The following is a 13,323-nucleotide window of genomic DNA, read 5'->3' on the forward strand; positions in this document are numbered from 1 at the left end:
ATTGATTTTTAAGTAAATTATTAAATTCGCAATGCAAGAAAGACATGTCGATGACGATGTCTGAAGCGTGTCATCGACATTCTGGCGTCATTGCCCAGGGACCTGGCATCGTTATTGCATTAATGGGCCATTGCGATACGGAGGCACCATGCACGAAATCACCCTTAGCCAGCGGGCGCTGGAAATTATTGAACAGCAGGCTCAGCAGGCCGGCGCGCACCGGGTCACCGGCGTGTGGCTAAAGGTCGGGGCGTTTTCCTGCGTGGAAGCCAGCGCGCTGACCTTCTGCTTTGAACTGGTGTGTCGCGGCACCCTGGCGGAAGGCTGCGCGTTGTATATCGCCGAGCAACAGGCCGAATGCTGGTGTGAACGCTGTCAGCAGTATGTGCATCTTGTCTCTCAGCACGTCCGCCGCTGCCCGCACTGTGATAACGACCAGTTGCAGATCGTGGCGGATGATGGCTTACAGATTCAGCGTTTAGAATTGGAGTAAAAGATTATGTGTACAACCTGCGGCTGCGGTGAAGGCAACCTCTATATAGAAGGCGACGAGCATAACCCGCACTCGGCGTTTCGCAGCGCCCCCTTCGCGCCCGCCCCGCGCCAGACGATGAACATTACCGGCGTCAAAACCGATAACTTCTCCCCCACCCGCTCGGAAACTGGCGACCTGCACTACGGTCACGGTGAGGCGGGTACCCACGCGCCGGGCCAGAGCCAGCGACGAATGCTGGAAGTGGAAATCGACGTGCTGGATAAAAACAACCGCCTGGCCGCCCGCAACCGCGCGCGCTTCGCCGCTAAAAACCAGCTGGTGCTGAATCTGGTCTCCAGCCCAGGATCCGGCAAAACCACCTTATTGACGGAAACCCTGCTGCGGCTGAAAGAGAAAACCGCCTGCGCGGTCATTGAAGGCGATCAGCAAACGGTGAACGACGCCGCGCGCATCCGCGCCACCGGTACCCCGGCGATTCAGGTCAATACCGGGAAAGGCTGCCATCTCGACGCGCAGATGATCGCCGACGCCGCTCCGCGCCTGCCGCTGGCGGACCACGGGCTCCTGTTTATCGAAAATGTCGGCAACCTGGTGTGCCCGGCGAGCTTTGACCTCGGCGAACGCCATAAAGTGGCGGTGCTGTCGGTGACCGAGGGGGAAGATAAACCGCTGAAGTATCCGCATATGTTTGCCGCCGCCAGCCTGATGCTGCTTAACAAGGTCGACCTGCTGCCGTATCTCAACTTTGATGTAGAGAAGTGTCTGGCCTGCGCGCGGGAGGTGAACCCGGATATTGACATCATCCTACTCTCCGCTACCAGCGGCGAAGGCATGGACCAGTGGCTTGACTGGCTGGAGACACAACGATGTGCATAGGCATTCCGGGGCAAATCTGCGCCATTGACGGCAATCTGGCGAAGGTCGAAGTGTGCGGCATTCAGCGCGAAGTCGACCTGACGCTGGTGGGTGCGGTCGACGAGCGCGGCCAGCCGCGCATCGGCCAGTGGGTGCTGGTGCACGTCGGTTTCGCCATGAGCGTGATTAACGAAGCGGAAGCGCGCGACACCCTTGAAGCGCTGCAAAATATGTTTGAAGTCGAGCCGGACGTCGGCGCGCTGCTGTACGGCGAGGAGCGATAGATGCGTTTTGTTGATGAATACCGCGCTCCTGAGCAGGTGATGCAGCTGGTGGAACATCTCCGGCAGCGCGCCCACCTGCTGCCGCATACCGCCCAGCGTCCGCTGCGCATTATGGAAGTGTGCGGCGGCCATACTCACGCCATTTTTAAATTTGGCCTCGACCAGCTGCTGCCGGAAAATATCGAGTTTATTCACGGCCCCGGCTGCCCGGTGTGCGTCCTGCCAATGGGGCGTATCGACGCCTGTATCGATATCGCCAGCCGTCCGGGCGTGATTTTCTGCACCTTTGGCGACGCTATGCGCGTGCCGGGAAAAAACGGTTCGCTGCTGCAGGCAAAATCGCGCGGCGCCGACGTCCGCATCGTTTATTCGCCGATGGACGCCCTGAAGCTGGCGCAGCAGCACCCCGAGCGTGAAGTGGTGTTCTTCGGCCTCGGCTTTGAAACCACCATGCCCGCCACCGCCCTGACCCTGCGTCAGGCCCGCGAGCGCGGCGTCGAGAACTTTTACTTTTTCTGCCAGCACATCACCCTGCTGCCGACCCTGCGCAGCCTGCTCGACCAGCCGGATAACGGCATCGATGCTTTTCTCGCCCCCGGTCACGTCAGCATGGTTATCGGTACCGACGCCTACGGATTTATCGCCAGCGACTACCAGCGCCCTTTAGTGGTGGCCGGATTCGAACCGCTTGATCTACTGCAAGGCGCGGTGATGCTGGTTGAGCAGACAATAGCGCGCCGTAGCGACGTGGAGAACCAGTATCGTCGGGTGGTGCCCGATGAAGGCAACCCGCTGGCGCAGTCGGCCATCGCCGACGTTTTCTGCCTTAGCGGCGATAGCGAGTGGCGCGGTCTGGGAGTAATTAACGACTCCGGCGTGCATCTGACGCCCGCCTATCAGCGTTTCGACGCTGAAGCGCATTTTCGCCCGGCACCGCAGCGCGTTTGCGACGACCCACGCGCCCGCTGCGGCGAAGTGCTGACCGGCCGCTGTAAACCGCACCAGTGCCCGCTGTTCGGCAACACCTGCAACCCGCAAAGCGCGTTCGGCGCGCTGATGGTCTCATCGGAAGGCGCCTGCGCCGCCTGGTATCAATATCGCAGTCAGGAAATCGAAGCATGAAAAGCGTTCAGTTAGCTCACGGTAGCGGCGGTCAGGCGATGCAGCAGCTGATCGGCGATCTGTTTATGCAGGCTTTCGCCAATCCCTGGCTGGCGGAACAGGAGGATCAGGCACGTCTCGATCTCGCCGATCTTATGGCCCAGGGCGATCGCCTGGCTTTTTCCACCGACAGCTATGTTATCGATCCGCTGTTTTTCCCCGGCGGCAATATCGGCAAGCTGGCGGTTTGCGGTACCGCCAACGATGTGGCGGTAAGCGGCGCGATCCCGCACTACCTCTCCTGCGGGTTTATTCTCGAAGAGGGGCTGGAGATGGCCACTCTCGAAGCGGTGGTCAACAGCATGGCGCAGACCGCGCGGGAAGCCGGTATCGCCATTGTCACCGGTGATACCAAAGTGGTGCCGCGCGGGGCGGCGGATAAGCTGTTTATTAATACCGCCGGGATCGGCGTAATCCCCACCGGCATTCGCTGGGGCGCGCAGCGGATTAGCGCGGGCGACGTGCTGCTGGTCAGCGGCACGCTTGGCGACCACGGGGCGACGATCCTCAACCTGCGCGAGCAGATGGGGCTGGACGGCGCGTTGTCCAGCGACTGCGCGGTGCTGACGCCCTTAATTCAGATGCTGCGCGGCGTTGCTGGCGTGAAAGCGCTACGCGATGCCACCCGCGGCGGCGTTAACGCGGTGGCCCATGAGTTCGCCGCCGCCAGCGGCTGCGGAATAGAGCTGCATGAACAAAAGCTGCCGGTTAACGATACCGTACGCGGGGTGTGCGAGCTGCTTGGCCTGGACGCGCTTAATTTTGCCAACGAGGGTAAGTTGTTGATCGCCGTTGCTCGCGAGGCGGCGGAAAGCGTGCTTGCGCATTTACGCTCTCATCCGTTAGGCCGCGATGCGGCGATAATCGGCGACGTTGTGGAACGCAAAGGCGTGCGCTCTATTGGTCTGTACGGCGTCAAACGTACGCTGGACCTTCCGCACGCCGAGCCGCTGCCGAGAATTTGTTAACGGTGCGGGATCCCGGATTGCGGCTAACGCCTTATCCGGGCTACAAAACTGCGCACACCTGTAGCCCGGCTAAGCGCAGCGCGAGCCGGGAAAGCGCCAGGACGACAGCATCATTATCCAGCCCAAACCAGCGGGCACCCAGGGATGGGCTAATGGCGGTCACAACCGCTTTATTTACAGACTATTATTTGTGTCATCACTTTCTTCTGCGCCGTTTTGCGGCGCTTTTGGACTTAAGCAATGTCGTATACACCGATGGGCGATTTTGGGCAGCAGGGTCTGTTCGATATCACCCGTATTTTATTACAGCAGCCGGACCTGGCCGCGCTCAGTGAGACGCTGACCCGCCTGGTGCAGCAGTCCGCGCTTGCCGACCGGGCGGCGATTATTCTGTGGCATTCCGGTAACCACCGCGCGACCAGGTACGCCTGCGACGACGAGGGGCATCCGGGCGGCTATGAAGATGAAACCGTGCTCGCCAACGGCCCGGTGCGACGCCTGCTGTCGCGACCGGATGCGCTGCATTGCGATAGCGCCACCTTTGCCGAAACCTGGCCGCAGCTCGCCAGAAGCGGGCTCTATGCGGAATTTGGCTATTACTGCCTGCTGCCGCTGGCGGCGGAGGGCCGTATCTTTGGCGGCTGCGAATTTATTCGTGATGACCATCGCCCATGGAGCGAAAAAGAGTACCAGCGGCTGCACACCTTTACGCAAATCGTCGCCGTAGTGACCGAGCAGATCCAGAGCCGGGTCAGCAATAACGTCGACTACGATCTGCTGTGCCACGAGCGCGATAACTTCCGTATCCTGGTGGCGATCACCAACGCGGTGCTCTCGCGGCTGGATATTGACGAGCTGGTCAGCGAAGTGGCCAAAGAGATCCACCGCTACTTCCGTATCGACGCCATTAGCGTGGTACTGCGCAGCAACCGCAAAGGCAAACTCAATATCTACTCCACCCACTATCTCGACGCCAGCCACCCGGTGCACGACCAGAGCGAAGTGGACGAAGCCGGTACCCTGACCGAGCGGGTATTCAAAAGCAAAGAGATGCTGCTGCTCAACCTCCACGAGCACGACCCGCTGGCGCCGTACGAAAAAATGCTTTTCGAGATGTGGGATAACAAAATTCAGACCCTGTGCCTGCTGCCGTTAATGTCCGGCGATACCCTGCTTGGGGTACTGAAGCTGGCGCAGTGCGATGAAAAAGTGTTTACCACCACCAACCTCAAGCTGCTGCGGCAAATCGCCGAACGCGTGTCGATCGCCATCGATAACGCCCTCGCCTATCGCGAAATTCAGCGCCTTAAAGAGCGGCTGGTGGATGAAAACCTGGCGCTCACCGAACAACTCAATAACGTCGAAAACGAGTTTGGCGAAATCATTGGCCGCAGCGAGGCCATGAATAGCGTGCTCAAGCAGGTGGAAATGGTGGCGCAGAGCGACAGCACGGTGCTGATCCTCGGTGAAACCGGCACCGGTAAGGAGCTGATTGCCCGCGCTATTCATAACCTGAGCGGCCGCAATAGCCGCCGGATGGTCAAAATGAACTGCGCGGCGATGCCCGCCGGGCTGCTGGAAAGCGACCTGTTTGGTCACGAGCGCGGGGCGTTTACCGGCGCCAGCGCCCAGCGTATCGGCCGTTTCGAACTGGCGGACAAAAGCTCGCTGTTCCTTGATGAAGTGGGCGATATGCCGGTGGAGCTGCAGCCTAAACTACTGCGCGTCCTGCAGGAGCAGGAGTTCGAGCGTCTCGGCAGCAATAAGCTGATTCATACCGATGTACGCCTGATCGCCGCGACCAACCGCGACCTTAAGCAAATGGTTACCGATCGCGAATTTCGCAGCGATCTCTACTACCGGCTGAACGTCTTCCCTATCCACCTGCCGCCGCTGCGCGAGCGTCCGGACGATATTCCGCTACTGGTGAAAGCCTTCACCTTTAAAATCGCCCGCCGCCTCGGACGCAATATCGACAGCATTCCGGCCGAGACGCTGCGGCTTCTCAGCCGCATGGAGTGGCCGGGCAACGTGCGTGAACTGGAAAACGTCATTGAACGGGCGGTGCTGCTGACCCGCGGCAGCGTGCTGCAGCTCTCCCTGCCGGAAATGAGTATCCAGCAGGAGCCACAGGCGGCGGAAGTGCTGCCGGAAGAGGGCGAAGACGAGTATCAGCTCATTGTCCGGGTACTGAAAGAGAGTAACGGCGTAGTCGCCGGACCAAAGGGCGCGGCCCAGCGCCTGGGATTAAAGCGCACAACGCTGCTGTCGCGAATGAAACGGCTCGGTATTAATAAAGACCAGCTGGTGTAGCCCCACCGTTTCCGCCAGCAGGTTAGCCTCGCTGGCGAAAGCGCAAAAGTAGCGCCAATCATTCCCCGGCTCGCGCGGCTACCATAGGGTGGTGAATCCCTAGCCCCGGTAAGGCGTCAGCCGCCGCCGGGGAGATAACTAAAGTCACGTGGAATGGGGCTTCCCGGAGGCGATGCAGCGCATCTGTCCGGGCTACAAGTGCGTGCGGTTTGGTAGCCCGGAAAGGCGCGTCAAGCGCCGCCTCCGGGGGATTTTGCAGAGCTATTTATCAGAACTGAAGCCGTTGCTGGTCGCCAGCCCGGCAAACCACAGCGCGTTGCGTTTTATCTGCCGCTCGCCGGTTTGCAGGTCGAGCCGCCAGAAGCCGTAGCGGCGCTTGAACGAATTAATCCACGACCAATTATCGATAAAAGTCCACTGATGCACGCCAAAGCAGTTGGCGCCGTCGGCAATGGCGCGATGCAGCTGCACCAGGTGCTCTTCCATCAGGCCAATGCGGAACGAATCATCAATGACCCCGTCCTCGCCCGGCTCACCTTCCGACTCAATATCCATCGCGATACCGATTTCCGCGAGGAACCACTTTATATTGCCGTAGTTATCGCGAATGTTGGCGGCAATGTCATAAATCGCCTGCGGCAGAATTTCATTATTATCGCGATAAGGATTAAAGCGCCCTTCTGGATTCACGTAGTTTTCGAAATAAAACTCCGGCGTGAAATAGTCCAGCGTATAGTCGCTTTCGCGCGCCTTCACCCGCCGCGGAACGTAATAGTTAACGCCGAGAAAATCGACGCGCGATCCGGTGATCAGCTCCACGTCGGCTTTTGTCACCTCCGGCAGGCAATCGTGCGCGGCCAGAATTTCGCACAGCTCTTTTGGAAACTGATGCTTCACCAACGGATCGAGGAAACTGCGGTTGAAAAACAGATCCGCATACCACGCCGCTTTTTTATCCTCCGCGCTGTCGTTGCGGGTATATGAGGGCGTCAGGTTCAGCACCACGCCAATCTCGCTTTCCAGCGCCAGCGCGCGAAACTCGCGCACCGCCTTGGCGTGGGCCAGCATAATGTTGAACGCCACCTGCGCCGCCAGCCTGCCGTCTTTCTTGCAGGGGTAGTGGAAGTCGTACAGATAGCCGCCTTCAACCGGCACAATCGGCTCGTTGAAGGTGATCCAGTATTTCACTTTGTGACCAAACAGCTCGAAGGCGGTGCGGGCAAAACGCGCGAAGAGATCCGTCACGTGCGCCGACTCAAAGCCGCCGTACTGCTTTTGCAGCGCTTCCGGCATGTCAAAGTGATAGAGGTTGATCATCGGCTCAATGCCGTTTTCAATCATCTCATCCAGGTAGGCATGATAAAAACGCACCGCGTCCGCATTGGGCGCGCCGGTTTCGAAGTCGTCAATCAGCCGCGACCACTGGATCGAGGTGCGAAAAGAGTTGAACCCGGTCCGCTTCATTAACGCCACGTCCTGCGGATATTGATGGTAAGTGTCGCAGACGGTTTGCGGCCCAATCTGCTGATAAAAACGTTCCGGCTGTTCGGCAAACCAGCTGTCCCAAATAGAACGGTGCGGCTTATTGCTTATGCCCTCCGTTTGCGGACCTGATGCCGCCGCGCCCCAAAAAAAGCCTTCCGGAAACTGATACCGGGTCATAACGCCTCCTGTAAGTTAAAAAAGGCCGCGCCCAACGGGCGCAGCCAATAAGCACTACTCAGCAACCACTTCAATCGATTTGATAAACATATAGCCCCAGTCACCGGCGAATTTGCCAAAATCGATGCGGTTATCGCCGGCTTTCAGCTCGACCGGCACCAGCAGCTGCTGGCCCTGTTCATCGGTCTGCGGGAATTCAACCGCTATCGGCGCGCCGCCGTTGACGATAAACGAGTTTTTCTTACCGCCCCATTTGCCGCTGAACGTTACCCGCAGCTGGTACTTGCCGGCCCACGGTGCGGCAACCTGCCAGCTCACCTTATCGCCATCGTTGGCAAACGGTCCGAGAAACCCGTCGTCGTCAATCGCCAGCGCGTCTTTCTCGCTTTTCGCCGCCTCAACCTTACCCTCGCTAACGTTTAATACCCTCCCGGCAAAACGGCAGTAATCGGCGGGCGCTTTACCGACGGCCTCCGTCACCGTGACCTTAACGGTTTTGCTGCTCTTGAGCAGGCCGTCATCGACGCTGAAGGTCAGCGCATATTCACCTGGCGCGCTAAACCAGGCGCGGGTTTCGGCTTTATCCGCCGCGCAGAAATGGGCCTGTGCGCTGCCGCCGTTGCTCCAGCTAACCTTTACGTCGCGGTCCGGGAGCCCATCATCGCGCCAGCTCGCGCTCAGCTGCACGCCCTGGTCCTGGCTGGTAGTGAGCGTCTGCGCCAGCGTGATTACCGGCGCCTGATTCTCCTGGTTGTGCTTCACGCTAATCACGTTTGAAGGCGCTGAACTGCCGCTCTCGTTCTTAGCGATGACGCGGTAATAGTACGTATTCCCCAGCCGCAGACTGCGATAGTCATCGCGGAACAGATCCATCGTCTGCGGGTTCCACTCGTTAACGCCGTCGGAAATATCGCGCCCTACCACCTTCCACGGCCCGGTTGCCGAATCTGAGCGCTCAACATCATAGGCGCGCCCCACCGCGGCCCCCAGCCAGTTGATAGCAAACGGTGAATCCGTCGCCCGCAGCTTCGGCGCATCCGGCTTCGGCAGCGGCGGTGCTTTCTCCTGCCCGTTCATCTGCGCCGCGGCGGTCCTGACCAGATCGACCACTTCCATCTCCTGATTGGCCTTGCCTTCTACCGGAAAGCCCGGCAGGTGATAGCTATAGTGGCCGGTAGACTCTTTATGCCAGTAGAAACCACCGTCGTGGCGATGACCGCGGAAGCCCCAAATCAAGCCGCCCGCCGCCTGCGCGCCGTTGACTTCGCTATGGACGATCGACTGCATAATGGCGTTGAGCTGCTGCGCGTCCAGCAGGCCGAATTCGCCCACCATATAAACTTTCTTACCCGCGGCCGCCGTCAAATCTTTCTTCACCTGATCGGGATGGTTGTTATCGGCATTGGTGTAATAGTGGTTGCTGACGATATCGACATTCGGGTCATCAAGGGCGAACTCGTTAATTTTCTTGTAAGTGCCATCAATCACCAGCTGATGCGGCGCCCACTTTTTGATCCACGCGGCGGTCTGCCGGAGGAAATCCGCGTTAGTGTCTTCCAGCTCGTTGCCGGTCTCCCAGGCCATAATCGCTTTTTCGTCATAGTAAGGGCGGCCGGTCACGCTGTTAGTTCGAGTGATGACCTGACGAATCACGTCCAGATAGGCCTTAAACGTTTTGCTGTCGGTGCGATAAAAATCCTCCGGCTTTTCGTGGTAGAACGCCGCCAGCTGTTCGCGACCGCCCCACCACCACCAGTGATCGATAAACGGCAGAATCAGGCGCAGCCCCTGCTTATCCGCCTCGGCGATCATATTGTCGTAAATCTGCATCGCCTTTTCGTTCAGGCGCGGCATGCCGTCGGCGGTTTGCGGAGCCAGAATATGGGTTTCGCGACCGCAGGCCTCGTCAAATTCCTGCTGCACCGAAAGTACGTATACCCGCTGCGCTTTGGCGCCGGTTTGCACCTGCGCCTTAATCCAGTTTTCCTGCTCGTCCGCCGTCGGCCAGCGGAAGTACTGCCCCCAGCCGCGCGAGTCGGCCTTGCAGGTCCCGCGAGCATCGTCCTCAATGCGGTGCAGCTCCGGCGCGTGGATCCCCGCGAAGCGGAAAACCTTATCGCCATCTTTTAACGTCGCGCCGTCACGGGTAATAAAGTGTTCAAAATGCGACTGCTCTGCGGCCATCGCTCCGGCGCTTCCCAGCGCCGAAAGCAGCGCCACAAGCATCAGTTTTTTCACCGGCTTAATCATCGTTATCTCTCCTTAGAACCAGACTTCGGCCTGCACGCCAAAGTTCAGCGTGTCGGTATCGCCGCTGCGCGAATAACCGCCAGCGGAAATCGTATTGGTGCTCCAGTTGTAGTTGCCGTCCAGCGCGTCGGATACCCCTTTATCCCACTTCGCGTAAGTCACGAAGAAGCGCAGCTGCGGGCGAGTCCAGAAGCCGGAGTCAAAGGTCAGGGTCGGCGCGACGGTCACTTTGGTCAACCCGCCTTTGCCTTTACCGTCCACGCCTTTGTAGTTTTTATCGTCGAGATATTCGTAGCCCAGCTCGTACTGCATGGCGAAGTTTTTGGTGATCTGCTGGTACGGGCGGATCCCGGCCACCCAGCTGGTACGCCCCCAGCCGTTGGCGTCTTCCGTCCACCAGCGGTAATTTTTGTCTTTCTGATAGTAGGCAAACGTGGAGATTTCCCAGTCGCCCAGCGAGGCCATATTGTCCAGCACCACGCGCCAGGACTGCGTATCGTCGAGGTTAGCCCAACCCCAGCCGTTTTTGCCCAGCGAATCTCCCGCCGCCAGGCCGCGTCCGTACTGGAAAACCACGCGGGAATAGCCGCCGGTCAGGCCGTAAAAACCGTCAAAGTTATAAACGCCGGTCACGCCGTAGCCTTTTTCCGCCGAGGTCGGATGATTCTCGTTGCGGTTCATATGGTGACCAATCAGTTCAAGATCGAAGCCGGTCCCGCCGATCTTTTTCAGCCACAGGTTGAGCGAGTAGTCATCCGGATAGCCCTGATCGCCTTTGTCGACCGGGTAGGCTTTGGTTTCGTCCGTCGGCGAGAAGGCGTAAACCCCGGCATCAAAGCGCGCAAAGCCGAGATCCATGTTGTCAAAGCCGCCGCCGGTACCGTTGTACTGAATGTACTCCCAGTCGAACTGGTGGCTGGAGGTGTTGGAGCTGCTGTAGCGCTTACCGGCCCAGAAGGTCATTTCCGGCGCGAAGTCGAGGTTTGATAGTTCGGCGAAACCTTCGCGGAACTGCACATCGTGTCCGTCATCATCCTGACAGTTCCAGTCGGAGGTACATTTCGACTGGTGGGTGATGTTGGCCTGGACTTTTGCCACCACGCCGCTGTCCGACGTGAGGGTCACCGTTGGGATCAGTTCAATTTTGGTATCTTCTTCGTTGCCCAGACGCCATTTTCCGTCGGGCATCAGGCCTACGGAGTCGGCGCGGTTGCCGTCGGAATTGGCGAGGATCCCGGAACGGATATAGCCATGCAGCATAAAATCGTACTTCGGATCGGCGCTGGCGCAGTCGCTCATCACCACAAGGGCCAGTAAAGACAGAGGTATTGAATGATTTAGCCTGATCATTTTTTTTCCTTGGTTATTTTTTATTAACACTGCCTGAGAACGGGAGGAAATTTACGGATCTAAATTGGAAATGTACATCCACAAATGGAAAGCGCTTTCCGTAATTGCCGGATGAGTTCACAAATTTCAAAATAGCGGGCGAATATTCGTGAGGTACGTCACATAATTCAGCGGAAATAAAAAAGCCCGCGCGCGGCGGGCTGATACAGGGGGAGAAAACTTAGCGTTCTGCGTCGGCGAGCTGGCGTTCGTAGACTTTAAAGAACGGTCGATAGAGCATCCATGCGTTAAAGATGGCGAACAGGCACATGCATAAATTCTTCCAGCTGCCGTTGGCTGACCATGCCGCGCCGAGCGGCGCCGGCATCGACCACGGCAGCATCGCCACCGCCCGATCGAGAATCCCCAGCTGGGTTAAATACCATGCGATACAGGCATTTATCAGCGGTACAAAAATAAACGGCAGCAGAAAAACCGGGTTCATGATAATCGGAAAACCAAACAATATCGGCTCATTGATATTAAAAAGCGAAGGTAGCAGACCAATTTTGCCCACACTTTTTAGCTGCCGCGAACGGCTGCGCATCGCCATAAAAACCAGCGGCAGAGTGGAGCCGATACCGCCGATCAGCAGATAAAAATCCCAGAATCCCTGCAGGTAAATATGCGGCAGCATAGCGGAACCGGCGGCCAGCGCCTGCTGGTTTTCAAACAGATAGGTCATCCAGAACGGGTTCATAATCCCGGTAATGATCAGCGCGCCGTGAATACCGACAAACCAGAGTAAGTTGCAGATAAACAATGAGATTAGTACTGCGGTTAACGTATCGGAAGCCACTACCAGCGGCCGCACCGCTTCGCTTATCAGCTCTGGTAAAATTCGCCCGGTGCTTTGCAACAGCAGCGCGTTAATGACGCTGATGGAGAGCATCACCACCAGCAGCGGGATCAGCAGCTGAAAGCCGTTGCGGGTCATCACCGGCACCTCTTCCGGCAAGCGGATGCACCAGCCTTTTTTGTAGAAAAAGCGCACGATTTCAATGGAGTAAGCACTTGAAATCAGAGCGGTAAAAATCCCCATCCCGCCAAGATAAAGATTGGCCGCGCCGTTGCCGCGAAAGCCGATAAACAGCAAAAACCCCAGGCAGCCGGTTAACCCGCAGAGCCGCTCCGGTAGCCGGTACTGCTTGGCAAGACTGGCGCTGGCGCCAAAGGCGACAATCAGCGCCACCAGTCCGATAGTGAGCTCAAAGGTCGGCAGCAGTATCGGCCGCAGCTGGAGATAGAACTGCCCGAAAGCCGATGTACCGTCGATGGAAACGGGTGGAAACAAAATCGGCACCAGCAAACTTCCGACAATCACAAACGGCATCGCCAGCGCAAAGCTGTCGCGCATCGCCGTAATGTGGTTATTGCGCGTCAGAACGTTGGCCAGCGGCGCCAGCCGCTGCTCGATAATGTCGACGACAACATTCATCAACTGAATGTTCATAGCCCTGCCTTTTAGAATAGTGATGTCGCCAGGATGATCGCGCACTACTGAGTAAAGTAAAAGCCCGCCATAGGTGATCGTGGTCACAATAAATAAATCCACAAACGGAAAGCGCTTTCCGTTTTAAATCCATTATGGCTATAGTCGGCGCATCCAACTCATCAGGAGCGATATATGAAAAAGATAATGTTGTGCTGTTCTGCGGGCATGTCCACCAGCCTGCTGGTGAAAAAAATGATCGCCGAGGCCGAGCAGCGCGGGCTGCCGGTGGAGATCAACGCCTTTGGCGTCGCGGAGTTTGACCAGCAAGTGGGTCATTACGAAGTAGTTCTGCTGGGGCCGCAGGTGAAATACATGCAGAAAGATCTGCAGAAACAGGCCGATAAATACGGGATCCGCGTAGAACCCATCAACATGATGGATTACGGCATGCAGAAAGGCGGCGCCGTACTGGATTTCGCGCTTTCCCTTATCGATAACAAAAATTAAGGA

Annotated in this window: 11 protein-coding genes; 7 read left to right on the plus strand and 4 right to left on the minus strand. The window is 57.8% G+C overall.

What is annotated here, in order from left to right; genetic code table 11:
* Nucleotides 1–148: 148 nt before the first annotated feature.
* From hypA to flhA, 6 genes are all read left to right on the plus strand, one after another.
* Nucleotides 149–493 carry a hydrogenase maturation nickel metallochaperone HypA gene (hypA, locus tag GJ746_RS19620; protein WP_154681687.1) on the plus strand — a complete coding sequence of 115 codons (345 nt, stop codon included), beginning with the start codon at nt 149–151 and terminating at the stop codon, nt 491–493.
* A gap of 6 nt (nt 494–499) precedes the next feature.
* Nucleotides 500–1,372 (plus strand): hydrogenase nickel incorporation protein HypB, encoded by an 873-nt coding sequence (hypB, locus tag GJ746_RS19625; protein ID WP_154681688.1) that lies wholly within the window; start codon nt 500–502, stop codon nt 1,370–1,372.
* A complete protein-coding gene (locus GJ746_RS19630) occupies nt 1,363–1,635 on the plus strand; it encodes a HypC/HybG/HupF family hydrogenase formation chaperone (RefSeq protein WP_154681689.1) in 273 nt (90 codons plus the stop codon). The genes hypB and GJ746_RS19630 overlap by 10 nt, the downstream gene beginning before the upstream one ends.
* Nucleotides 1,636–2,757 (plus strand): hydrogenase formation protein HypD, encoded by a 1,122-nt coding sequence (gene hypD, locus GJ746_RS19635; protein WP_154681690.1) that lies wholly within the window; start codon nt 1,636–1,638, stop codon nt 2,755–2,757.
* The gene (gene hypE / locus GJ746_RS19640) at nt 2,754–3,764 is read left to right on the plus strand and encodes a hydrogenase expression/formation protein HypE (protein WP_154681691.1); all 1,011 of its coding nucleotides are present in this window, start codon (nt 2,754–2,756) and stop codon (nt 3,762–3,764) included. The genes hypD and hypE overlap by 4 nt, the downstream gene beginning before the upstream one ends.
* Before the next feature lie 240 nt (nt 3,765–4,004).
* Nucleotides 4,005–6,077: a formate hydrogenlyase transcriptional activator FlhA gene (gene flhA, locus GJ746_RS19645; RefSeq protein WP_154681692.1), complete on the plus strand. Its 2,073-nt coding sequence runs from the start codon at nt 4,005–4,007 to the stop codon at nt 6,075–6,077.
* A 261-nt stretch (nt 6,078–6,338) separates the two neighbouring features.
* On the opposite strand, the gene GJ746_RS19650 is transcribed toward flhA, so the two are convergent.
* The 4 genes from GJ746_RS19650 to GJ746_RS19665 form a co-directional block, all read right to left on the minus strand.
* A complete protein-coding gene (locus GJ746_RS19650; RefSeq protein WP_154681693.1) occupies nt 6,339–7,739 on the minus strand; it encodes a glycoside hydrolase family 1 protein in 1,401 nt (466 codons plus the stop codon).
* A 54-nt stretch (nt 7,740–7,793) separates the two neighbouring features.
* Nucleotides 7,794–9,986 (minus strand): CBM35 domain-containing protein, encoded by a 2,193-nt coding sequence (locus GJ746_RS19655; RefSeq protein ID WP_195908878.1) that lies wholly within the window; start codon nt 9,984–9,986, stop codon nt 7,794–7,796.
* Between the two features lie 15 nt (nt 9,987–10,001).
* Nucleotides 10,002–11,339 carry a maltoporin gene (locus GJ746_RS19660; RefSeq protein WP_154681695.1) on the minus strand — a complete coding sequence of 446 codons (1,338 nt, stop codon included), beginning with the start codon at nt 11,337–11,339 and terminating at the stop codon, nt 10,002–10,004.
* 220 nt (nt 11,340–11,559) lie between these two features.
* A complete protein-coding gene (locus GJ746_RS19665; protein ID WP_154681696.1) occupies nt 11,560–12,831 on the minus strand; it encodes a PTS sugar transporter subunit IIC in 1,272 nt (423 codons plus the stop codon).
* Nucleotides 12,832–13,005: 174 nt separating this feature from the next.
* Here GJ746_RS19665 and GJ746_RS19670 point away from each other — a divergent pair, with 174 nt between their 5' ends.
* Nucleotides 13,006–13,320, plus strand: coding sequence for a PTS sugar transporter subunit IIB (locus tag GJ746_RS19670; protein ID WP_154681697.1), 315 nt, complete (start codon nt 13,006–13,008; stop codon nt 13,318–13,320).
* The last annotated feature ends 3 nt before the right edge of the window (nt 13,321–13,323 follow it).

This window comes from Klebsiella oxytoca, assembly GCF_009707385.1.
Taxonomy (GTDB): Bacteria; Pseudomonadota; Gammaproteobacteria; order Enterobacterales; family Enterobacteriaceae; genus Klebsiella; species Klebsiella oxytoca_C.